Source organism: Aeromonas sp. 600948 (genome assembly GCF_049174875.1).
Taxonomy (GTDB): domain Bacteria; phylum Pseudomonadota; class Gammaproteobacteria; order Enterobacterales; family Aeromonadaceae; genus Aeromonas; species Aeromonas veronii_A.
Genome location: NZ_JAAKTY010000001.1, coordinates 81,519 through 102,918 on the forward strand (window position 1 = coordinate 81,519; position 21,400 = coordinate 102,918).

The following is a 21,400-nucleotide window of genomic DNA, read 5'->3' on the forward strand; positions in this document are numbered from 1 at the left end:
GCGATATCCTCTGTTTGAGCGGGCGGATGGAGCGGCTGCCGCGCAATGTGGTCCCGTTTCGCGCCGGATTGCATCACAGGCTGAAATCTCAGGCGGCTTTGCGCTAGAATGGCGCCCCCGTGGCGGTTGTGACCAAAGAGAGCCCGATGAAGATAGTCGTTGATGAGAATATGCCCCATGCCGTGGAGCTGTTTGCCGAATTTGGCGAGGTGATCCCCTTGCCCGGACGGCAGATGCAGGCCCGCGATCTGCTGGATGCCGATGTGCTGCTGGTGCGTTCGGTCACCCGCGTCAATGGCGATTTGCTGGCGACCAGCCCCAAACTCGGGTTTGTCGGCACCGCCACCATAGGCACCGACCATGTGGACAAGGCGTTGCTGGCAAGCCGCAATATTCCCTTCTTCAGCGCCCCCGGTTGCAACAAGTATTCGGTGGGGGATTATGTGCTCTCAGCCCTGCTGGTGCTGGCGGAGCGTTACGAACTCGAGCTCTCGGCCATGACTTTGGCGGTGATTGGCGCGGGCAATACCGGCGAGTGTGTGGCTGGCAAGGCCGAAGCGCTCGGCATGCGGGTACTGCGCTGCGATCCACCCAAGGCGCGTAATACCCCCGATGCGGGCTTTGTCGATTATCAGACCGCTCTTGGCGCCGATATCGTCAGCTTCCATGTGCCCATTACCCGTGAAGGGCAGGATGCCACCTACCATCTGCTGGATGCCGAACAGATTGCCGCGCGCCCTGCCGGGCAGATCCTGATCAACGCATCCCGTGGCGAGGTGTGGGATAACCGGGCCCTGCTGGCGCGTCAGTTGGGCGATGCGCCTTTGCGACTGGTGATGGATGTGTGGGAGAACGAGCCCGAGCCACTGGCAGCGCTGGTGCCCCATACCGAGATTGCCACCCCCCATATCGCCGGTTACAGCCTGGAGGGGAAGGCTCGCGGTACCTGGATGCTCTATCAGGCGCTCTGCCAGCAGCTGGGGCGCCAGCCTCGTCAGGATTTGAGTCGGCTGTTGCCTGCCCCCGATGTGCAGGTGGTGGTGCCGGGCCGCGCACCGGATCAGGCGCTGATCAAGCAGCTGGTGCATCTGGTTTACGACGTGCGTCGCGATGATGCCCGTTTCCGGGCCCGACTCGGCCTGTCCGGCAGCTTTGACGAGCAGCGCAAACATTATCCCGAGCGCCGTGAACTATCCTCCCTGCAGATCGAGGGCGCGTTTGCCAGTCAGGATCTCGGTGCGTTGGGATTTGCGCGGTCACGTCCCTGAATCGGGGATCAAGAGCTGGAAGATAACCGGAAGGGGTGAGCCGAGCTGGCCACACCAATCCCCTTTTTTACTGAGCTGGCGCAGATGCTATTGCGGCGGTTCAGCCATATCTGGCAGCGTCATCTCGCAGCGCGGGAGCCTGTCGACCATGGCGCCAGCCGGCGCCATTGCAGCATTATCAGAGGAGAACAGAATGAGCCAGCAGTTTAACGTAGCGGTATTGGGTGCCAGTGGCGCCGTGGGTCAGGCGATGATCGAGATCCTGGAAGAGCGTGAATTCCCGGTGGCGACCCTCTATCCGCTGGCCTCCAGCCGCAGTGCCGGTGATACCGTGCGTTTTGGCGGCAAGAACCTCGAGATCCTCGATGTGGAGGAGTTTGACTGGAGCCAGGTGCAGATCGCACTCTTCTCCGCCGGTGCCGAGGTTTCTGCCAAGTGGGCGCCAATTGCTGCCGAGCACGGCTGCATCGTCATCGACAACACCTCCTGCTTCCGTTACGACGAAGATATCCCGCTGGTTATCCCGGAAGTGAACCCGAATGCGCTGGCCGATTTTCGCAATCGCAACATCATCGCCAACCCCAACTGCTCCACTATCCAGATGCTGGTGGCGTTGAAGCCGCTGCACGATGAAGTGGGCATTGCCCGTATCAATGTGGCTACCTATCAATCCGTGTCAGGCTCCGGCAAAGAGGGGATCAGCGAGCTGGCAGGCCAGACCGCTCATCTGCTCAACGGTCGTCCGGTAGAGCCCACCCTCTATCCGCAGCAGATCGCCTTTAACCTGATCCCGCAGATCGACAGCTTCACCGACAACGGCTACACCCGTGAAGAGATGAAGATGGTGTGGGAAACCCAGAAGATCCTGGGGGATGCCAGCATAGCCGTGAACCCGACTTGCGTGCGGGTGCCGGTTTTCTACGGCCACGCCGAGGCGGTACACGTCGAACTGCACCAGCCGCTCGATGCCGAACAGGTCAAGGATCTGCTGCGCAGTGCGCCGGGCGTGACCCTGTTTGATGACGAAGGGGATTATCCGACCCCGGTGCGCGACGCAACCGGCAAGGATGAGGTGCTGGTGGGTCGGGTGCGTCAGGATATTTCTCATCCGAGTGGTATCAATATGTGGATCGTGGCCGATAACGTTCGTAAGGGCGCGGCAACCAACAGTGTACAGATTGCCGAGCTGCTGGTTCGCGACTATCTGTAAGGCTAGACATCTGCCACAGATGGGCAGCAGGGAGTGCTGCCCATCCGGACTGTGATAGATCGGGGGTGTGACCCATGCCGCACTCCGCTACATCAAGATTCTGTTGCGATATCAACTGATTAAGTTTTTTCCTACACTCAGAGTCAAGTCGGGTGCTAAATGTGTCGGACTACTGGCTTGCGACGCGAGCCTGATTTATATTGAACCGACTGTTTTGGGGTAACTATCCAGATTTTTCAATGTGATAGGGCCGTCATACGAAGGAACGAATATGGGACATTCCCGCATAACATTGGCAACGCTACTCGCATTGGGTCTGCTGGGCTCCGTCCAGGCTGAAGACGCTGCGCGGGAGCCTTTTTTTGTCGAGCTAAAAGGCCCTGACGAGCCCGCACCTCCCGCCGTCAATTCCCAGCCGCTGGCGCAACCGGTCGCCAGACCCGTTGCGCAACCGGTACGTGCAACCGCCCAGCCTGTGGTACGTCAGGTCACGGCCAATGCCGGTAGTTATGGCCCTGTTCGTCCAACCGATACCCTCTGGAGTCTGGCGAGCAAATATCGTCCCTCCAGTAGTGTCAGCGTCTACCAGACCATGGTGGCGATCTACGAGAAAAACCCCCGCAGTTTTGCCGATGGCAATATCAACCACATTCTGGTGGGGTCACGCATCCTGCTGCCGACCGTGGCTGAAGCGAGCGTCATCACCGATGCCCAGGCGCGAGCCAGATTCCGCAGTGACAACGCCAGCTGGAAGGGGCTGAGTCCCAAGTATCTCGCCGAGAAGCATGCCCATGGCGCCAAACCAGCGGCCAAGCCCGTGAAGGTTGAGACTGCCAAAGCCGAACCGGTGAAAACCGCGCCAGCTCCCTTGCCTGCGGCAAAAGCGGCACCCATTCCTGCTCCTGTCGTAGCACCGCAACCGTCTGCTGAAACCAAAGATGTTGTCAAGGCGAGCGAGCCTGCGCCAAAAGAGGCGGTGGCCCCAGTCCCGGCGACGAGCGCCGCAGCAAGCACCACACCGGCACCTCTGCCTTCCGATCTGGAAAAACCGGTGGGCAAACCGGCCACCGAGATGGCGCTGGCACTGGAAGATGCCAATGCCCAGCTCGGTCAGGTGACCGAGATGAACCACAGGCTCAAGCTGCGTCTGCAATCCCTGACCGAAGAGGTCGAGACCCTAAAGGCCCAGTTGCAGGATCAGACCGCGCTGCAAAAAGAGCTCGCCGAGCTGAAGGCCAGACCTGTCCCCCCCGTGGTGGCAGAGCCTGAACCCAAGCAGCACTGGCTGATGGAGCTGCTCTCCTCACCGCTCAACCTTGCCATGATCATCCTGCTGCCGGTGCTGCTGGTATTGGCGCTGGTGACCCTGTGGCTGCGGGCCCGTGCCCGTCGCGAGCTGGAGGAGCAGGAGAAGAGCCTCTCCGAGTCCACCGCCATGATGATGGATCAGGAGCAGAGCGAGTTTGACGATCTGCTGAGTGTCGATGTGACCGACAACGAGCCGGTACGCCCGGTGCCGGATCTCAATACCCCTGATGGCTTTATGCCGGTCGAGCCAGATGAACCGGCTAAAAAGCCGGATGTTGATCTGGTTTTCAGCGACGATGGTGAGATCGATCTGCAAGGTTTCGAGCCGGAGCGAATGGCTGCCCAGTCAGCCAGTCGTGACCCGGATCTGGTGCCGGATCTCGATCTCTCGCTGGATGAGCCTGTCGCGTTGGCCAATGAACCCGACATGGATCTGGCCAGCGAGTTCAATCCCAAGTCCAGGGATGCTGATGAGCTCATGAGCGAAGAGGAGCTGCAGGCAGCCCTGTTTGCCGAGCTGGATGCGGATCTTTCGGCTGATCTGGAACCGGAGTTGAGTGCAAGCAGCAAGAGTACGGCTGCTGATGATCTGGCCAGTTTTGATCTGGGTGATTTTGAAAATGAGCTGGATAAACCGGCTGCGGGCGAGGGCAATAATGCCATCGACTTGAGCGTGGATGGTTCGGCTGATGATATGTTGGCCGAGTTGGGGCTTGAGCCAACCAAAGGCAAGGAGACCGAGCTCGATCTTGAGTGGGATCCCAACGAACTGGCGCTCTCCGATTTCGAGGATGCCTTTACCGAAGTGGAGTCTCATCCGGCAGAATTGCAGCCAAGGGAACAGGCCCAGGCAAGCGGTTACGTCGAGATCGACAAGCTGCTGGCCGATGCGGATGCCACCGCGCCGGAGCAGGAGCCCTATCAGGGTCTCTCGCTGGACGTGGGGCTCGATGGTTTCCCCGAGGTGTTGCCTGAATCCACCGGCTTTGATGTGGATGCCGATGACGGCGGTGTGGGGGCCAAGCTGGATCTGGCCCGCGCCTACCTCGAGATCGACGACAAGGATAGCGCCCGCGAGCTGCTGCAAGAAGCGGCAGAGCAGGGCACCGAGCATCAGCGTGCCGAGGCAGAAAAACTGCTCAAGCGGTTGGGGTAAAATTGTCCCTGTCGCGGGATCAGCAAGAAGGGGGCAGCCATTGGCTGCCCCCTTCTTCATGGCAATTTGCACAGGGTGAATTCTCCGCCCATGCAAGCCAATCAGGCGGTTTGTGGGACTTTTCGAGTTGAGCGCGTATAATCCGCCCCGTTTCTTTCACTGCGTTTCACAACAAGACAAGTTTATCCATGCGAATTGCCCTAGGTATTGAATATGACGGCAGCCGGTATTTCGGTTGGCAGCGTCAGCGTGAAGTGATCAGCGTGCAGGAGGAGTTGGAGAAGGCCATCAGCCGGATCGCCAACCACCCTGTCTCCATCCAGTGTGCCGGGCGCACCGATGCCGGCGTCCATGCGACCGGCCAGGTGATCCACTTCGATACCGAGGCGAACCGTGCCGAAGGGGCCTGGACCCTGGGGCTCAACTCCAACCTGCCGCCGGATATCGCCGTGCGCTGGGTCAAGGAGGTGGACGAAACGTTCCACGCCCGCTTCAGCGCCACCGCCCGTCGCTACCGCTACGTCATCTACAACCACAACTTCCGTCCGGCGATCCTCGGCAGTGGCGTCAGTCACTACCACGAGACCATCGATGCCGAGTTGATGCACCTGGCGGGCCAGAGCCTGCTGGGGGAGCACGACTTCAGCACCTTCCGTGCCGTTGCCTGCCAATCCAACACCCCGTGGCGCAATGTGACCCATCTGTGCGTCAGCCGCTCCGGCCCCTACATCGTGCTCGACATCAAGGCCAACGCCTTCCTGCACCACATGGTGCGCAATATCACCGGCTCCCTGCTGCTGGTGGGGCAGGGGCTCAAACCGGTGGAGTGGATTGCCGAGGTGCTGGCTGCCAAGGATCGCAATCTGGCCGGGCCGACCGCCAAGGCCGGTGGCCTCTATCTGGTCGACGTGGATTACCCGGCCGAGTTTGCTCTGCCGCAGTTGCCGCTCGGCCCGCTGTGGCTGCCGGACTCGGCACCGGGTACGACCAGTTTTTAGTAACTGCGCCCGAAAAATTGTGGTTTAATGACCCGTCATTTGTTGCCATCGAGCTATTAAGTCATTGAACAATCTAGGCTCGATGCGTTTTGTCAGGCACAAAAGCATTAAGGAATTCCATGAGCTGGCTTGAGAAGATTCTTCCCAAGAGCAAGATCACTGCACCCCGTCGTCACAACATTCCGGAAGGGGTGTGGACCAAGTGCAGTGCTTGTGAACAGGTGCTCTACCGGGCAGAGTTGGAGCGCAACCTCGAAGTGTGCCCCAAGTGTGATCATCATATGCGCATCAGCGCTCGCGCCCGTCTCGAGAGTTTCCTCGACGAGCAGGGTCGTACCGAGATCGGTGCCGAGCTGGAGCCGCAGGATGTACTGAAATTCAAGGATTCCAAGCGCTACAAGGATCGTTTGTCTGCCGCCCAGAAAGCGACAGGAGAAAAAGATGCGCTGGTGGTCATGAAAGGGACCCTCAAAGGGGTGCCGGTTGTCGCCTGTTCCTTTGAGTTCTCCTTTATCGGTGGCTCCATGTCCTCCGTGGTCGGTGCCCGCTTCGTGCGCGCTGTCGAGGAGTGCATCAAGGAGGGCCGCGGTCTGGTCTGTTTCTCCACTTCTGGTGGTGCCCGCATGCAGGAAGCCCTCTTCTCCCTGATGCAGATGGCCAAGACCAGCGCGGCGCTAGACCGACTCTCCAAGGCTGGCCTGCCCTTTATCTCTGTGCTGACCGACCCCACCATGGGGGGCGTTTCCGCCAGTCTGGCGATGCTGGGTGACATCAACGTGGGCGAGCCCAAGGCGCTGATCGGTTTTGCCGGCCCGCGCGTTATCGAGCAGACCGTACGCGAGAAACTGCCGGAAGGCTTCCAGCGCTCCGAATTCCTGCTGGAGAAGGGGGCCATCGACCTGATTATCGATCGTCGCGACATGCGTAACCGTCTGGCCAGCCTGCTCGCCAAAATGCTGAATACTCACGTCATCGAAGAGTGAAGATGAGTTCAAACATGCAACAATCCCAAAGCCGGTCGCTTGTCGACTGGCTTTCTTATTTGGAGCAGATCCATCCGGTCAATATCGACATGGGTCTGGATCGGGTCGGTGCCGTTGCCCGGCGTATGGGGCTGACCCAACTGCCGTTCAAGGTGATCACGGTGGCGGGTACCAACGGCAAGGGCTCCAGCTGTGCCATGGCGGCCAGCATTCTGATGGCCGCAGGCTATAAGGTCGGCGTTTACTCCTCGCCCCATCTGCTGCACTTTACCGAGCGGGTGCGGGTCAACGGGCAGGAGCTGCCCGACAGCGACCACTGCGCCGCCTTTGCCGAGGTGGAAGCGGCTCGCGGCGAGATTGCCCTCACTTTCTTCGAGTTCGCGACACTGGCTGGGCTGTGGCTCTTCTGCCACGCCGCGCCCGATGTGCTGCTGCTGGAGGTGGGGCTGGGTGGTCGGCTCGACGCCACCAATGTGGTGGAGTCCGATGTGGCGATGATCACCTCCATTGCCCTCGATCACTGCGACTGGCTGGGTGATACCCGTGAAGCCGTGGCGGTGGAGAAGGCTGGGGTCTATCGCGCCGGCAAACCCGCCATCAGCGGTGAGCCCAATCCACCTGCGACTATCGCGAGCGAAGCACAGCGTCTTGGCGCCAACCTGCGTCAGGTCGGTCTCGATTTTCGTGGCGATGAGCACGAGAGCGGTTGGGATTATCACGGCCTCAACCAGTGGCGGGATCTGCCAAAACCGGCGCTGCCGCTGATGAACGCGGTGACCGTGCTGGCGGCGCTGGAATCCCTCGGCTTGCCGCTGCCGGAGTCCGCCATTCGTGACGGGCTTGCCAATGCCCGGCTGGCTGGCCGGATGCAGCAGTTGCAAAGTGCGCCGCTGGTGATCGTCGATGTGGCCCATAACCCCCATTCGGCAGCCTATCTGGCCGCGCAATTGCGCAAGATGCCCTGCACGGGTGTGCGCCGCGCCGTGGTCGGCATGCTCAAAGACAAGGACATGGCGGGGTCACTTGCTGAGCTCGACGGTCTGATCGGCGAGTGGTATCTGGCCAGCCTCACCGGCCCGCGCGCCGCCACCGCTGCGCAACTGGCTGCGGCGTTGGGAGAGGGCAAGGGGCCTGCCAGGGAGTTTGATGATGTCAGCGCCGCTTATCAGGCAGCGTTGGCCGCATCGAGTCCGGACGATATGGTCATTGTGTTTGGTTCGTTTTACACTGTCGCCGACATTCTGGCGGGTGTCGCCGTCTAGGCCACACCCCGGCTCCCCAGCCCTTTGGCGGGGAGCCAAATCGCATATTGAGTTACGTAAAGGTAGGATTCAACTTGGCCTCGAAGTTTCAAAACCGTCTGGTGGGCACCGTCATCCTGGTGGCCCTGGTTGTTATTTTCCTGCCGGACTTGCTGGATGGTCACAAGCTGGCACAAAAGGAGGAGGCCTTTGCCAAGATCCCGCTGCGCCCCGAGCTGGAGCCTGCCAAGCCTGCGCTGCAGGTCTCGGCAGCCAGCAGCCTGCCCGCCGATCATCTGGCCAGCCAGCAACAGGCCTCTGCGGCCCAGCAGTGGCAAGTGGAAGAGGTGGCTGACCCCATGACCCTCGCCGGTCAGGGCAACGGCGCGCAGCCGGCGACAACCCCTGCCGCACCGGTCCAGTCGCAACAGAATGCCCAACCCAAGCCACAGCCCAAGCCAGAAGTGGTGGCCAAAAAACCGGTCGAACCGCCCAAGCCAGCACCCAAGCCGACGCCAGCCAAACCGGTTGAAGTGGCCAAGGCACCTGCGCCAGCCAAACCACAGGCGGGTCAGATCAAGTCCCTCGATGATCTGATTGAAAGCAAGATGAATCAGTCGACCACACCTGCACCCGCGGCCGCGCAGGGTAGCTGGATCCTCCAGCTTGGTGCCTTCAAGAACGTCGACAGCGTCAACGCGCTGGTGAGCAAGCTGCGGGCGGCGGGCTACTCTGCCCACACCTCGCCGCGCACACCGGTGCAGGGTCAGCTCAACCGTGTCTTTATCGGGCCGGATGTCTCCAAGGCCAAACTGCAGGGGATGCAGGGACGGATCTCCCAGATGACCGGCCTCAGTGGCTCGGTGGTCTCCTACAACCCGTAATGGCGTTGCCGTTTGCAATGGCCCTCTGAAACAAACACCGCGCCCCGTGCGCGGTGTTTTTTATCTGACCGTCGTGATTTTTAATGACGGCGTCGTACAGGCCACCACCCGGTTGGGATTTGCTGTCAGTTGGGGTAGTCTGGGGCCTTCTGCTACTCACAGGAGTTCAAGATGATCCTCTCGACGACCCCCACGCTGGAAGGCAAAACCATTCGTGAATACCGCGGCATCGTGGTTGGCGAAGCCATTCTCGGCGCCAACATTTTCAAGGATCTCTTTGCCGGGATCCGCGACATCATCGGCGGCCGCTCCGGCGCCTATGAAAAAGAGCTGGCCCGTGCCCGCGACATCGCCTTCGATGAGCTGAAAGAGCGCGCTGCCGCCCTTGGCGCCAATGCGGTGGTCGGTATCGATATCGACTACGAAGTGGTGGGGCAAAACGGCAGCATGCTGATGGTCAGCATCAGTGGTACTGCCGTGCTGGTGTGATGCGCCACGCAAGGGTTGCCGACAACTGCCGTCGCAGGCAGGGTCACGGATAAAGTGGATAACTGCTGGCTGCCCAAGGGCCGACAACCCGGTTGTCGGCCCTTCTCGTTTATTGATCAATTTCTGTCGTTGCTATACCAGTCGAGCTGGTCGGCCAGAGTGACCACCGAGCCGATGATGATGAGGCTCGGGCTCTTCACCTGACGGGCCAGTTCGGCCAACTGCTGCAGCTCGCCGCGCACCACCCGCTGACTGAGCTGGGTGCCTTGCTCCACCAGCGCCACCGGGGTATGACCGGGCATGCCGTGGGTTTGCAGCTCATCCTGAATGCGGGCAGCGTGGGCCAGCCCCATGTAGAAGACCAGAGTCTGGCGGCGGGCCGCCAGCGCCGACCACTCCTGGGCGATATTGCCCTCCTTGTCGTGGCCGGTGATGAACTGCACCCGCTGGGCATGATCGCGGTGGGTGAGGGGAATGCCGCTGTAGGCGGCGCAGCCCGACGCAGCCGTAATGCCCGGTACTACCGAGAAGGGGATGCCCGCCTCGGCCAGGGTTTCCAGCTCCTCGCCACCCCGGCCAAAGATAAAGGGATCGCCCCCCTTGAGCCGCACCACCTGTTTGCCGAGGCGGGCCTGCTCCAGCAATAGCTGGTTGATCGCCTGCTGGGGCACACAGTGGCGGCCCGCCTCCTTGCCAACAAAGATCCGCTCGGCATCCCGGCGCACAAGTGCCAGCACCTCCTGCGACACCAGCCGGTCATAGACCACTACATCCGCCTGCTGCAACTGCTGCAGACCGCTTAGGGTAAGCAGTCCCGCATCGCCAGGGCCGGCGCCCACCAGGGTTACGCTTCCCTTGCTCTGCAGTGGCTCATTCAATAGCTCTGCGACGCTCTGCTCGGCAGCTTGCTGCTGGCCGCGGGCCAGCTGGCATGCCAGTCGCTCATGGCTAAAGAGTCGCTCCCAGAAGCGGCGGCGGGCCAGCTTGTCCGGAATGAGTTTGACCCGCTCGCGCAGCTTGCCCGCCAGCGCCGCGAGCTGGCCGAGGTGTTGCGGCAGCATGGCTTCAAGTTTTTCCCGCAGCTGGCGGCTTAGAACCGGGGCCGCGCCTGCGCTGGAGATGGCCACCATCAGCGGCGAGCGGTCGATGATGGCAGGCATGATGGCGCTGCAGTGGGCCGGAGAGTCCACCACATTGCAGAAGATCTGGCGCAGGCTCGCCTCATGAAAGACCTGATGGTTGACCTCTGGATTATTGGTGGCAGCGATCACCAGCCACTTGCCATCGAGCAGTTCGGGATGAAAATTGGCAGCGCAGATGGTCAGGCGGCCCTGCTCGGCCCAGCTCATCAGCTGGGGTTCCAGATGCGGGGCATTGATGGTGATCTTCGCCTTGGTATCGAGTAGCAGGCGCGCCTTGCGTACCGCCACCTCACCGCCGCCGACGATCAGGACCGGTTTGTTTTGCAGCTGACAAAAGAGAGGGAGAAAGTCCATAACAGGCTCCGGATGCTGGCCCGCTCGCAATGCCGCGCCGGGCGAGATAGCAGGGCGCGCCGTGACGCACCCCGGATGGTCGGGGGAAAGATCCCCCGACGGGAATAAAAAAGGGGAAGGGTGATCTACGCCCGGGCCAACGACAGATCCCCACCGGTGTCGGCCACTTGATCACGCTTCCCCAAACGAGGTTTTTCCTATGGCACTGCTTTGACGTGCATGTTGGCGACGTACTGATCTTCGGCCCAGAAGATGCGGTCAGCGACCATGGCTTCCGGATTGAGGGTGACGCCGCGCAGCACCCGCTCCTTGAACTTGTGATAACCGGCCCGGTCGATAAGGTGACCCATGTGCAGATAGATGGGTTTGCCATCCAGCATCTCGGTCTCGAACTCGAACAGGTTCTTGATCACCGCATGCAGCACCTCTTCGGTGACCCAGTTGAGAAACAGCTTGCCGGTACGGGGAGTCTTTTTGCTGGTGCGTCCTCCCAGCTTGACCATGTAGAGCTGCTTGGGATCCCGCTGCCAGGCCAGGGTCGGGCAGGCCAGTACGCACTCGCCACAGCCGATGCACTTGCTCTCCTCCTTGACCGCCTTGCCATGCTTGATGGCGAGGCAATCCACCGCGTGGTGGCTGCATGCCTTGACGCAGGCGCCGCAGCCGATGCAGCGCTCGGCATTGAAGTGGATTTTGGCGATGCCGAGGATGCCGAAGTCGGCCATGTTGGCCTTGGCGCAGTCGTTGGGACAGCCGGCGATCACCATCTTGAGGTGATAGGGGTTGGGGTAGAGGTGCTTCTCCATCCGCTGGGCCAGCCCGGTGCAGTCGATATTGCCCTTCTGGCAGATGGTATTGCCCTGACAGGCAACGATGTTGCGTCCGCCGATGGTCTGGTAACCGGCTTGGGTGTCCTCCACCTCGATGCCGCAGGTCTCCACCTCGATCTCCTTGATAAAGGGTTCGAGGGCGGCGTTGACCTTGTCCATGTCCTGATACTTGATGCCGGGCATCGCCAGCTTCTGGCGGGTGGTGAGGTGGATCAGGCCGTTGCCGTACTGTTCGGCGATCTGCTGGGCCACTGCCAGCAGGTGGGCGGGCATGATCCCGCCGGGAATGCGTACGCTGATCATCGCTTCGCCGCGCACCTTGGAGAGGCGGTATTCATTCTTGGCGCGGGCCTTGATGATGTCGATATCGAGACTCATGGTGTTCTCCCTCAGTCGATCAGATGCTGGGCCTGGTCAAAACGAAAGACCGGTCCATCCACGCAGATATAGGTGTCGCCCATCCGGCAGTGGCCACACTTGCCCACGGCGCAGGCCATGCGGCGTTCGTAGTCGACCCAGATGCGATCCTTGGGGATGCCCCGCTCGAGGAAGGCGAGCACCACGAAGCGGATCATGATGGGGGGGCCGACCACGATCACCTGGATATCCTCCTTGTCAGCGAGATCCAGCTGGTCGATGTAGTCGGTGACCCGGCCAATGCGAAACTGCTCGCTCTCCTTGCCCTCATCCAGGGTGACGATGAGGTTCTGCTGCTCGGCCCAGAGCGGCATCTCGTGGCGATAGAGCACCGCCTGCTCGTTCTTGAAGCCGAGGATCATGTCGAGGGATTTCACCTCTTCCGGATGTTTGCTGAAGCGGCGCAGCAGCCCCTTGACCGGCGCGACGCCGGTGCCGCCCGCCACCACGATGAGGTGCTGGTTGCGGTAGGTCTCCAGCGGGTAGCCGTTGCCGTGGACGCCGCGCATCCACACCTTGTCGCCCACATCAAGGGCAAACAGCGCATCGGTCACCTTGCCGACCTTGCGGATCAACAGGTCCACATAGCCATCGCCATAGTCGGAGACCGAGATGGGTGCTTCGCCGACGGTGGGCAGGGAGATCTCCACAAACTGGCCGTAGTGAACATCAAAGTCGCGTGATACTCGAAAGTTCCACTCCAGCTCGGTGTGGCGCTCGATGGCCAGAATGGTGTAGGCCTTGGGCAGCAGGCGGTTTTCGACCACGTCCTGCTGCGGTTCTGCTGTTGCGGTTTGCTGGCACTGGCACATATCAGTTCGCCCCCTGCGCGTTGTCGGCTGCGATGGTCTGTTCGACCACATCGGTCATCTTGTTGATGATGTTGCTAAAGGAGATGTAGTGAGGGCAGCGATCGTCGCAGCGGCCACAGCCGACGCACATGTGCTCCTCTCCCTGACGGGCCTTGTAGTCGTTGACCTTGTGCAGGGCGCGATAACGCAGGCGCTCGCCATGTTTGGGGCGAAAACCGTGGCCACCGGCCATGTCGCTGAAGCCATCCACCATGCAGCTGGCCCACTGGCGACGGCGCTCGCCCTGCTTGGGGTTCTCCGCATAGGTGAGGTCATGCACGCTGTAGCAGCTGCAGGTCGGGCAGGAGGTGGTACAGCGGCCGCAGCCGATGCAGCGGCTGTCGTACTCGGCCCAGACCGGATGAGCGGTGAGGACCTGGCGGATCCGCTGGGGGTCGTCACAGACGCTGTCCGGGGTGCGAACCTTGACCGGATTGCTCTGGACAAATTCCGGGGTGAAGTCATCGGATTCACCCAGTTCGGCAAAGTAGCCGAGCAGCTCGGGATCCTTCACCTCAATACGGGCACCCTCATCGCTCAGACGAATGGCGGCGGCGTAGTCCTGGGTCTCGTTGCTGCCCATGGAGACGCAGAAGCAGTTCTCGAAGCTCTCACGGCACTCCAGCAGCACCAGCTTGAGCTTGCTGCGCAGCCGGGCGTAGTAGACGTCGCTGTTCTGGCCATTTTTCAGGTAGACCTGATCCAGCCTGCGCAGAGCGTGGATATCACAGCTGCGCAAGAACAGCAGGGTGGGCTTGGCCTCCACCTTTGATTCGCGCAGCTCCAGATTGTCGAAGTGGAACAAGGTCTGGGTGATGGGGAGCACCACCTCTTTCGGGGAGAAGTGGGACTTCTCCTGCCACACCAGCTCGGCCGGATGGCGGATGCTGTGGTAGGTGACGTTATCGGTGTCGGAGAAGCGGCCGCCCCGATATTCGGCCGCGGGCGCCATGATCCGGTAATCGGGCAGCAGCCGCTCGAACAGCTGCGCCAGCGCGGGATGGGTGAGAAGAAACGACATAAATAAACACCTTGTATGAGGGTGAGATGCCCTGGCATAGGGATGAGGCGCGGGCCGGTCAGGGTGTCTGGCACCGGTTCTGGCCGCGCTTGCCTCGCCACGGTCTGTTTTTATGACTCATGTTGCTCAACTGACCCGATTGTTATTGTGTTGGCGGCGCGAGCGTCGCGGCAGGTCGGGTCATGCCTGTAAAACCCTTATCAATTGAGCAGGGCGGCCTGATAGCCTGCGCACTTGCCCATCACGTATCCCATCTCCAGCTTGTTGATATCGCGGGTAAAACGGGAAACGGGGAAGTAGTCGGCCGGGGCGATCACCTCGATCTGGCAGTCCTCCGGCGGATTGGCGATAAAATCGAGCGCCTCGTTGTAGCTGCGATCCCGCTGCTCCAGCGCCTGTGCCAGCGCGGGGCGGGTCTTGAGCAGGGTACGGATCATCCAGGGGAAGGGCATCGGCTTGAGCCGATAGCCAAGGGGCTCGGAGAGGATCACCGTCAGGTGACGGGCACCGCGGCGGTAGGCCTCGATCACCGGGATGGAGTCGGCCACCCCGCCATCTGTCATCGGTACCCCGTGCACCTCTGGGTATTCGTGGGAGGCGAGGGGAATGGCGCAGCTGGCGGGCAGCACCTCGTTCATGTTCTCCGGCTTGACCCGGATGTACTCCGCCTTGCCGGTCAGGGTATTGGTCACCACCGCATAGAAGGGGATGCCGGTCTCCCGGTAGGCGTGAATGTCGAGGGGATACTTGCGGCAGCTGGTGTTCCACAGCCAGTGGATGTCCACCAGATTGCCCCCCTTGGCAAAGCGCAGGGGGTCCATAAACTGCTGGCTGCACGCCAGTTTGGTCAGGATCTCGTGGCTGCGGCCATGCTGGCTGGCGAGATAAGCCAGCAAGTTGGTGGCCCCCGCCGAGACGCCGATGGCGAAGTCAAAGGGGCGATAGTCATGCTCGATAAACGCATCCAGTACGCCGCTGGCAAATATGCCGCGCATGGCGCCGCCTTCTACAACCAATGCGCTGGGGGATGCGTTTTTGTTCATGACAGGCACCTCATTGATAAGTCAGAGAGAAAAAGTGGGAAAGAGAACGTTCGGGCTGTCAGGCCGACCATTCTGACAACCAACCGGGTTGGCCATCGCAATGAGGTCATTCTAGGAAGGGGATAGTGTTTAGAATATCTGTTAATAATGAATCAAGTGTTTTGTATTTCTAAACGATGGTGATAAACCCGTTGTGATCAAAGGGGTTGTGTAGGAGTCTCAACGACTCTGTGATGGCTGGATATTGGCAAGGATGAGTGTGTCATGACGTTATTGGTTCCCCCGCTGCTTAAACGTGGCGATACCATCGCTTTTTTCTCCCCCTCCAGCGCGGCGACCGCCTGGGCTCCCAACCGTTTTGCCCGCGCAAAAGCCTTTCTTGAAGGGCAGGGCTTTAGGCTCAAGGCGGGCAGCCTCACCGGCCAGCAGGATCACTGGCGATCCGGCTCCATCGCCGCACGGGCCGAAGAGCTCAACGCCCTTATTCGCGACCCCAAAGTACGCTGCATCATGTCGGTGATTGGCGGCAGCAACTCCAACTCTCTGCTCCATTACCTCGATTTTGATGCGCTGAGGCGCGATCCCAAGATCATCGTTGGCTACTCCGATGTGACGGCACTGCTGCTCGGCATCCATGCCCAAACTGGCCTGGTTACCTTTTATGGCCCGGCGCTGGTGGCCTCCTTTGGCGAGTTGCCGCCGCTGGTGGATGAGACGCTGGCCAGTTTTTTACAGATTGCATTGGCCGACGAAGTTGGTGTCCCCTGCACGCTGCCTACGCCAGCGCAGTGGAGCGATGAACGGCTGGATTGGGAGAACCAGACCCGGGCCAAGCAGTGCCAGCCCAATCGGCTGATCTCGGTGGGTTCTGGCCGGGTAGTGGGGCGACTGATGGGCGGCAACCTCAACACCATGGCGGGGATCTGGGGCTCCCCCTATATGCCCGTCATCGAGCACGGCGACATTTTGCTGCTGGAGGACAGCCTGAAATCTGCCGAGACGCTGGAGCGCTCCTTTGCTCACCTCAAGCTGTGCGGGGTGTTTGAGCGGATCGGTGCGCTTATCCTCGGCAAGCACGAGTTGTTCAACGATCAGGGTAGCGGCAAGCGCCCCCTCGATATCCTGCTGGAGGTGGTGGGGGAGCCGAACTTCCCCATTCTGGCGGAGTTTGACTGCGCCCATACCCACCCCATGCTGACGCTGCCGCTGGGTATCGAGGTAGCGCTCGATCTCGACCGCCAGCAGCTCACCTTGCTGGATCCCTGGTGGGATGACTGTTGAGGCTATGTTGCCGAGGGAGATGAAGCACACATGCTATGTGCTGAAGAGGATTGATGAATGCTCGACACCGCCCATCAAGGGTAGTTTGTGGCAACAAGCGCGACTCGGGAGCGCGCTTGTTGCCATTGGCTGGATTACCAGCGGTAGGTTTTCAGCAAGGCCTCCAGTTTTTGACACTGCTCGACCAGCTGGATACTGGCGAGGTTGGCGGCATGGGCCTGACCCAGAGTGTCATTGGACGTATTGCGAATGTCGCTGACCGCGTGATCCACTTCGCTGCAGACCCTGTCCTGCTCTTCTGCTGATTGTGCCATCTGGGCGTTGAGGTCATTGATGCTGGCAATGCGTCCAATGATGTTTTGCATGGCCGCCAGGGTTGCCTCTGTCTTGCTGATGCTCTCACCGGCTTTGCTTTTTGCATCCCCGATCACCACAACGGCGCTTTGGGCCTCGTTTTGCAGGGCGGCGATCATCTGGGAGATCTCCTCGCTGGCGGCGCGGCTACGGTTAGAGAGGGCCCGCACTTCATCGGCTACCACCGCAAAGCCACGGCCCTGCTCGCCGGCCCTGGCCGCTTCAATGGCGGCGTTGAGGGCCAGCAGGTTGGTCTGATCGGCAATCCCCTTGATCACCTCAAGCACACCGTCAACGGCGAGGCAGCGGCTATCGAGTTGCTGGATCACCTGATCCACCCGATCAATTTCTGCCGACATCTCGCCCATATCTATGATGGAGTGCTGGGCGAGGCGGCTGGTATTGGCGGCATCCTGATTGGTGAGGGCGGAGAGCTCGGCGCTCTTGCGGGCATGTTCGCGCACTTCGTGGGAGCTTGCCGCAAGCTCGCTTACAGCGGCGGCAACCTGAGTGGTCATCGACTCTTGCTGACGGGCCGAGTTTTCTGTCTGGGTCGCCACCTGACGGATCTGGCTCGACTCCTGATAGAGCTGATGGGTCGCACCTTCTACTTCCTGCAGGCTGTGCCTGAAGCCCTGCACCATCTCATTGACGGCACGGGTCATCTGGCCCAGCTCATCCTGACTCTGGTTGAGCAGGGGGATAGCGAGGTTACGCTCTTTGGCCATCTGGAGCATGGTACGTTGCAGTTGCCGCAGCGGGTGTTTTACATAGCGTTGCAATACCCACCACAGCAGGCCGAAACCGAGGCTGAAGACAAGGGCCAGACTGCCGCTCAGGATCAGGTTGTTGTGGCGGATCTCGCCGAAGGTATGGCTGAGATCGTAACTGATCCGCACCGCTCCCATGACAGTGCCTTCAGGCACTTGATGGCAGGTGGTGCACTGGGTACCGCGATACTCCTTGTAGGCTTTGAACGGCTTGATCAGGGTGAGCTGGTTACCCTGTTGCTGCAGGATGGTTTCCCCCTGATTGATGGCGCGTTCGTCGAAGCTGTCCTGGGCTTTCTGGTCCGGGAAACCCGGGCCAAACAGGTTGCTGACGGCCGGGGCTCGAACCAGACGAGCCTCGACAATGCCCGCTTCACTCTTGAGTTTGGTCTGCACTATCTGCCGGTTGGCCATGCCACCTGTCATCATCAGCACGTTGACCTGATCCATATAGGTGTTGGCCATGCTCTCAACCTTCTCCTCTGCCAGCCGGATGGCGAGATCCCGTTGCAGCCAGGCAGAGAGCTCGAAGCTGAGGCCAAAGGTGGTGCTGATGACCAGCGCAAGAGGGAGAAAGATTTTCCAGTTCAGGGAGAGGTTATGCATAGTCGGGGCGTTCCATGCGTTGTTGTGTTTTATCTGTTCCAGCTTCATCTGAGCGTAGGCGAGGAGAGCAAGAATGATGGTTCTCTATCGGCACACCATAACCGCTCTTTAGTAAATAATCTGTTAAGCAGATCGGTAATGCTGGTTGCCAAAATGACTTCGACGAGCTGCACGGCTCTGCGGGTTGATCCAGAACAAAATGCCAGTAACGATAATCGTTATCATTGTCATTATTTACTAAATAGTGACCACCATGAATCTGACCCCTTCCATGACCGGTATCTCCTCGCCGGATCCCCTCAAGTTTGCCTTTAGCGCCAAGACCTCGGCCCACGCCAGTCGGGGAGGGATGCGCCCCTTCCCGCTGGATGAGGCTGGCTGGCAGAGCTGGTGGCAGCGAGAGAGTGAAGCTGAGGAGCGCGCCCTCTACATCCATATTCCGTTTTGCCGCAAGCGCTGCAGCTTCTGCAATTTCTTTGAAAATGGCGCCAACCCGGCGCGGATCAACCGCTATGTCAACGCTCTGTGCGCCTCCCTTGCGCAGGCGGCTGACACCCCGCTGGCGCAGAGCATGCCATTTTCAGCCGTCTATGTGGGGGGCGGTACGCCGACCGACATGAGCGCCGACGAGCTGGCCATGCTGGCCGCCGTGATCCGCCGTTTTCCGTTGTCGGCCGATGCCGAGGTGACGCTGGAGGGGCGGCTCAACGGCTTTGATAATGAGAAATGGCAGGTGGCGCTGGCCGGGGGCTTCAACCGCTTCTCATTCGGGGTGCAGAGCTTTGATACCCGGGTTCGTCAGCAGGCGGCCCGTTTCGATGACAGGGAGACGCTGCTGACCCGTCTGGGTGAGCTGACCCGGGATGATGCGGCTGTGATCGTGGCGGATCTCATCTTTGGTCTGCCCGGTCAGGATGATGCCGTGTGGCAGCAGGATATCCGCGATGTGATGGCGAGCGGTGTACACGGGGCCGATCTCTATCAGCTCATCGCCATGCAGGGCACCAATCTGGAGCGGGCGCAGGAGAAGGGCACCCTGGATTGGCTCGCCGATGGCCAGCAGCGGGCGGCCATGTATGCCTATGGCGGGGCGCAACTGGAAGCCCACGGCTGGGAGCGTCTCTCTTGCAGTCACTGGCGGCGCAGTCCGGCCGAGCAGAGTCGTTATAACCAGATGGCCAAGCGCGGTGCGGAGATCCTCCCCTTTGGCGCCGGTGCGGGGGGCAGCATTCTTGGCCACGGCTTGATGTATGGACGGGATCTGGCCCCCTGGCACGACGCGCTGGCCAGTGGCAAGCGGGCGCCCGGGATGGTGATGGGGCGCAATCCCAATGCAAGGATGGACGGTCTGCTGCGCGGTGCCCTCGACAGTGGCGTGCTGGCGCTGGATCGTCTGCCGGTCTCCTTGCGTGCTCATCTGATGCCGCTCTTCTCGGCCTGGCAGCAGCATGGCTTGGCCGAGATAAGCCATGAGCGACTGCAACTCACCCTTGCCGGACGCTTCTGGAACGTCAATATGCAGGCTGGCTTGTTCGAGTTCCTGCAGCTCAATCCGCTCGATGGTTCAGCGCCGCCCAGCCATGGTACCGCCGCGGTGCGCCATTCGCTGGTCTGAGCCCGAGTGGAGCATTTGCACGGCTCCGTGTGATCCACAACGAAAGAGGGAGCCTTGCAGGCTCCCTCTTTTGGCTTGGCAGTTAGCGTCGCGCGAGCTTACTCGTCGCTGCTCTCCTGATAGCTGTCGCGCATTGCTTTGGGCAAGCGGCGCATTGGCGCAAAGCCGATATCCTCGCCCACCACTTCCCGCTTGCGGGACTTGTTTTGAGGAGACTGGGCGGGCTTCTTGGAGGCATCATCCTTGGCTTTGCCCTTGCCTGCGGCAGGTTTGCCTTTGGCATTGCTCTTGGCGTTGGCATGGCCGCGAGCCCGGGGCGGGTTCTGCACCGGCTTGCTGCCCGGCAGAGTCTGGCGACTCGGCTTGCCGCTTGGCTCATACCCTTCCAGGATCTCCACGGTCAGGGATTGGCCGATCAAGGCTTCGATAGCCTTGAGCTGACCCAGCTCGTCCTGGCTGACCAGCGAGATGGCCTCGCCGCCACGACCGGCGCGGCCGGTACGGCCGATACGGTGGATGTAATCCTCCGCCATCTGGGGCAGTTCGAAGTTGATCACATGGGGCAGTTGATCGATATCCAGACCGCGGGCGGCGATATCGGTCGCCACCAGCACCCGCACCTCGCCACTGCGAAAATCGGCCAGCGCCCGGTTGCGGGCACCTTGGCTCTTGTCACCGTGGATCGCCACGGTATTGAGACCATCTTTTTGCATCTGCTGGGCGAGGCGGTCGGCGATCTGCTTGGTGCGAACAAACACCAGCACCCGTTGCCAGTTGCCACGGCCAATCATGTGGGAGAGTAGCTCGCGGCGGCGTTCCCGATCCACCTGAATGATGCGCTGGGTCACCTGCTCGGCGGCAGTATTGCTGGGGTCCACCTCGATCAGGGTGGGGTCGTTCAGCAGGTCATCCGCCAGCGCCTTGATGTCGTTTGAGAAGGTGGCAGAGAAGAGCAGGGTTTGCCGCTCTGCAGGCAGCGCCTTCATGATGCGGCGGATGTCGACGATAAAGCCCATGTCGAGCATGCGATCCGCTTCATCCAGCACCAGCACTTCCAGTTGGCTCAGGGTCAGGGCGCCCTGGGTCAGCAGATCCAGCAGACGGCCCGGGGTGGCGACCAGAATGTCCACACCCAGCTTGATGGCGTCCAGATTGGGCTTGATGCTGACACCGCCATAGGCGATCAGAGTCTTGAACGGCAGGTGGTGGGCATACTTGATGATGCTCTCGCCCACCTGTGCCGCCAGTTCGCGGGTCGGGGTCAGTACCAGGGCGCGCACCTGACGACGGCCACGACCGTGGTTGGCCAGCAGACGCTGCAACATCGGCAGGGTGAAACCGGCCGTTTTGCCTGTGCCTGTCTGGGCACCGCCGAGCACATCCTGACCAGCCAGAATAGCCGGAATGGCTTGCTGCTGGATGGGGGTTGGCTGTTCGTAACCCAGCTCCTTGACGGCCCGCAGGATGTGCGGGGACAGACCCAGTTCGTTGAATGACATGTTCGAGAGAAACTCCTGAGATGAGCCTTTGGCTCAACGGGCAGCCAGCGTATTGGGGCCAGCCACGATATGGAAATGAT

The 21,400-nt window shown here is 60.8% G+C and carries 17 protein-coding genes; 10 read left to right on the top strand and 7 right to left on the bottom strand.

From position 1 onward, the window contains the following. Nucleotides 1-146: 146 nt before the first annotated feature. The 8 genes from G5182_RS00355 to G5182_RS00390 all read left to right on the top strand — a co-directional run bounded on the left by G5182_RS00355 (nucleotide 147) and on the right by G5182_RS00390 (nucleotide 9,537). Entirely contained in the window at nucleotides 147-1,268 is a 1,122-nt protein-coding gene (locus G5182_RS00355) for a 4-phosphoerythronate dehydrogenase (protein WP_421231463.1), read from the top strand. Nucleotides 1,269-1,461: 193 nt separating this feature from the next. Next, complete coding sequence (locus G5182_RS00360) at nucleotides 1,462-2,478, top strand: aspartate-semialdehyde dehydrogenase (RefSeq protein WP_421231464.1); 1,017 nt, start codon at nucleotides 1,462-1,464, stop codon at nucleotides 2,476-2,478. Between the two features lie 271 nt (nucleotides 2,479-2,749). Next, nucleotides 2,750-4,942, top strand: a complete 2,193-nt coding sequence (locus G5182_RS00365) for a FimV/HubP family polar landmark protein (RefSeq protein WP_421254056.1) — start codon at nucleotides 2,750-2,752, stop codon at nucleotides 4,940-4,942. A 188-nt stretch (nucleotides 4,943-5,130) separates the two neighbouring features. Further along, nucleotides 5,131-5,940 (top strand): tRNA pseudouridine(38-40) synthase TruA, encoded by an 810-nt coding sequence (gene truA, locus G5182_RS00370; RefSeq protein ID WP_227340735.1) that lies wholly within the window; start codon nucleotides 5,131-5,133, stop codon nucleotides 5,938-5,940. Nucleotides 5,941-6,059: 119 nt separating this feature from the next. Continuing rightward, nucleotides 6,060-6,923 carry an acetyl-CoA carboxylase, carboxyltransferase subunit beta gene (gene accD / locus G5182_RS00375; protein ID WP_005344944.1) on the top strand — a complete coding sequence of 288 codons (864 nt, stop codon included), beginning with the start codon at nucleotides 6,060-6,062 and terminating at the stop codon, nucleotides 6,921-6,923. A gap of 2 nt (nucleotides 6,924-6,925) precedes the next feature. After that, complete coding sequence (folC, locus tag G5182_RS00380; protein ID WP_421254057.1) at nucleotides 6,926-8,185, top strand: bifunctional tetrahydrofolate synthase/dihydrofolate synthase; 1,260 nt, start codon at nucleotides 6,926-6,928, stop codon at nucleotides 8,183-8,185. 74 nt (nucleotides 8,186-8,259) lie between these two features. Beyond that, nucleotides 8,260-9,048, top strand: coding sequence for a cell division protein DedD (dedD, locus tag G5182_RS00385; protein WP_421204757.1), 789 nt, complete (start codon nucleotides 8,260-8,262; stop codon nucleotides 9,046-9,048). A 171-nt stretch (nucleotides 9,049-9,219) separates the two neighbouring features. Next, nucleotides 9,220-9,537: a heavy metal-binding domain-containing protein gene (locus tag G5182_RS00390; protein WP_216953896.1), complete on the top strand. Its 318-nt coding sequence runs from the start codon at nucleotides 9,220-9,222 to the stop codon at nucleotides 9,535-9,537. A gap of 116 nt (nucleotides 9,538-9,653) precedes the next feature. On the opposite strand, the gene cysG is transcribed toward G5182_RS00390, so the two are convergent. The 5 genes from cysG to G5182_RS00415 form a co-directional block, all read right to left on the bottom strand. Further along, complete coding sequence (gene cysG, locus G5182_RS00395; protein ID WP_421254058.1) at nucleotides 9,654-11,033, bottom strand: siroheme synthase CysG; 1,380 nt, start codon at nucleotides 11,031-11,033, stop codon at nucleotides 9,654-9,656. Between the two features lie 197 nt (nucleotides 11,034-11,230). Next, a complete protein-coding gene (asrC, locus tag G5182_RS00400; RefSeq protein ID WP_421254059.1) occupies nucleotides 11,231-12,241 on the bottom strand; it encodes a sulfite reductase subunit C in 1,011 nt (336 codons plus the stop codon). A gap of 11 nt (nucleotides 12,242-12,252) precedes the next feature. After that, nucleotides 12,253-13,092, bottom strand: a complete 840-nt coding sequence (gene asrB, locus G5182_RS00405) for an anaerobic sulfite reductase subunit AsrB (RefSeq protein ID WP_021229668.1) — start codon at nucleotides 13,090-13,092, stop codon at nucleotides 12,253-12,255. Nucleotide 13,093: 1 nt separating this feature from the next. Beyond that, nucleotides 13,094-14,152 carry an anaerobic sulfite reductase subunit AsrA gene (gene asrA, locus G5182_RS00410; RefSeq protein WP_421254060.1) on the bottom strand — a complete coding sequence of 353 codons (1,059 nt, stop codon included), beginning with the start codon at nucleotides 14,150-14,152 and terminating at the stop codon, nucleotides 13,094-13,096. A gap of 200 nt (nucleotides 14,153-14,352) precedes the next feature. Then, on the bottom strand, nucleotides 14,353-15,195 hold the full coding sequence (locus tag G5182_RS00415; RefSeq protein WP_005333746.1) for a patatin-like phospholipase family protein: 843 nt from the start codon (nucleotides 15,193-15,195) through the stop codon (nucleotides 14,353-14,355). A gap of 264 nt (nucleotides 15,196-15,459) precedes the next feature. Between G5182_RS00415 and G5182_RS00420 the strand changes: the two genes are divergently transcribed. Then, on the top strand, nucleotides 15,460-16,476 hold the full coding sequence (locus G5182_RS00420) for a S66 family peptidase (RefSeq protein ID WP_421254061.1): 1,017 nt from the start codon (nucleotides 15,460-15,462) through the stop codon (nucleotides 16,474-16,476). 134 nt (nucleotides 16,477-16,610) lie between these two features. On the opposite strand, the gene G5182_RS00425 is transcribed toward G5182_RS00420, so the two are convergent. Next, nucleotides 16,611-18,206 (bottom strand): methyl-accepting chemotaxis protein, encoded by a 1,596-nt coding sequence (locus tag G5182_RS00425; RefSeq protein WP_421254062.1) that lies wholly within the window; start codon nucleotides 18,204-18,206, stop codon nucleotides 16,611-16,613. 253 nt (nucleotides 18,207-18,459) lie between these two features. On the opposite strand from G5182_RS00425, the gene hutW reads away from it, so the two are divergent. Further along, a complete protein-coding gene (hutW, locus tag G5182_RS00430) occupies nucleotides 18,460-19,821 on the top strand; it encodes a heme anaerobic degradation radical SAM methyltransferase ChuW/HutW (protein ID WP_216953862.1) in 1,362 nt (453 codons plus the stop codon). A 98-nt stretch (nucleotides 19,822-19,919) separates the two neighbouring features. On the opposite strand, the gene G5182_RS00435 is transcribed toward hutW, so the two are convergent. Beyond that, nucleotides 19,920-21,320: a DEAD/DEAH box helicase gene (locus tag G5182_RS00435; protein ID WP_421254063.1), complete on the bottom strand. Its 1,401-nt coding sequence runs from the start codon at nucleotides 21,318-21,320 to the stop codon at nucleotides 19,920-19,922. Between the last annotated feature and the right edge of the window lie 80 nt (nucleotides 21,321-21,400).

Bases quoted from the DNA above. Each gene is read 5' to 3' on its own strand.
- G5182_RS00355 (WP_421231463.1), top strand. From the start codon at position 147: ATGAAGATAGTCGTTGATGAGAATATGCCCCATGCCGTGGAGCTGTTT.
- G5182_RS00360 (WP_421231464.1), top strand. From the start codon at position 1,462: ATGAGCCAGCAGTTTAACGTAGCGGTATTGGGTGCCAGTGGCGCCGTG.
- G5182_RS00365 (WP_421254056.1), top strand. From the start codon at position 2,750: ATGGGACATTCCCGCATAACATTGGCAACGCTACTCGCATTGGGTCTG.
- truA (WP_227340735.1), top strand. From the start codon at position 5,131: ATGCGAATTGCCCTAGGTATTGAATATGACGGCAGCCGGTATTTCGGT.
- accD (WP_005344944.1), top strand. From the start codon at position 6,060: ATGAGCTGGCTTGAGAAGATTCTTCCCAAGAGCAAGATCACTGCACCC.
- folC (WP_421254057.1), top strand. From the start codon at position 6,926: ATGAGTTCAAACATGCAACAATCCCAAAGCCGGTCGCTTGTCGACTGG.
- G5182_RS00390 (WP_216953896.1), top strand. From the start codon at position 9,220: ATGATCCTCTCGACGACCCCCACGCTGGAAGGCAAAACCATTCGTGAA.
- cysG (WP_421254058.1), bottom strand. From the start codon at position 11,033: ATGGACTTTCTCCCTCTCTTTTGTCAGCTGCAAAACAAACCGGTCCTG.
- asrC (WP_421254059.1), bottom strand. From the start codon at position 12,241: ATGAGTCTCGATATCGACATCATCAAGGCCCGCGCCAAGAATGAATAC.
- asrB (WP_021229668.1), bottom strand. From the start codon at position 13,092: ATGTGCCAGTGCCAGCAAACCGCAACAGCAGAACCGCAGCAGGACGTG.
- asrA (WP_421254060.1), bottom strand. From the start codon at position 14,152: ATGTCGTTTCTTCTCACCCATCCCGCGCTGGCGCAGCTGTTCGAGCGG.
- G5182_RS00415 (WP_005333746.1), bottom strand. From the start codon at position 15,195: ATGAACAAAAACGCATCCCCCAGCGCATTGGTTGTAGAAGGCGGCGCC.
- G5182_RS00420 (WP_421254061.1), top strand. From the start codon at position 15,460: ATGACGTTATTGGTTCCCCCGCTGCTTAAACGTGGCGATACCATCGCT.
- G5182_RS00425 (WP_421254062.1), bottom strand. From the start codon at position 18,206: ATGCATAACCTCTCCCTGAACTGGAAAATCTTTCTCCCTCTTGCGCTG.
- hutW (WP_216953862.1), top strand. From the start codon at position 18,460: ATGAATCTGACCCCTTCCATGACCGGTATCTCCTCGCCGGATCCCCTC.
- G5182_RS00435 (WP_421254063.1), bottom strand. From the start codon at position 21,320: ATGTCATTCAACGAACTGGGTCTGTCCCCGCACATCCTGCGGGCCGTC.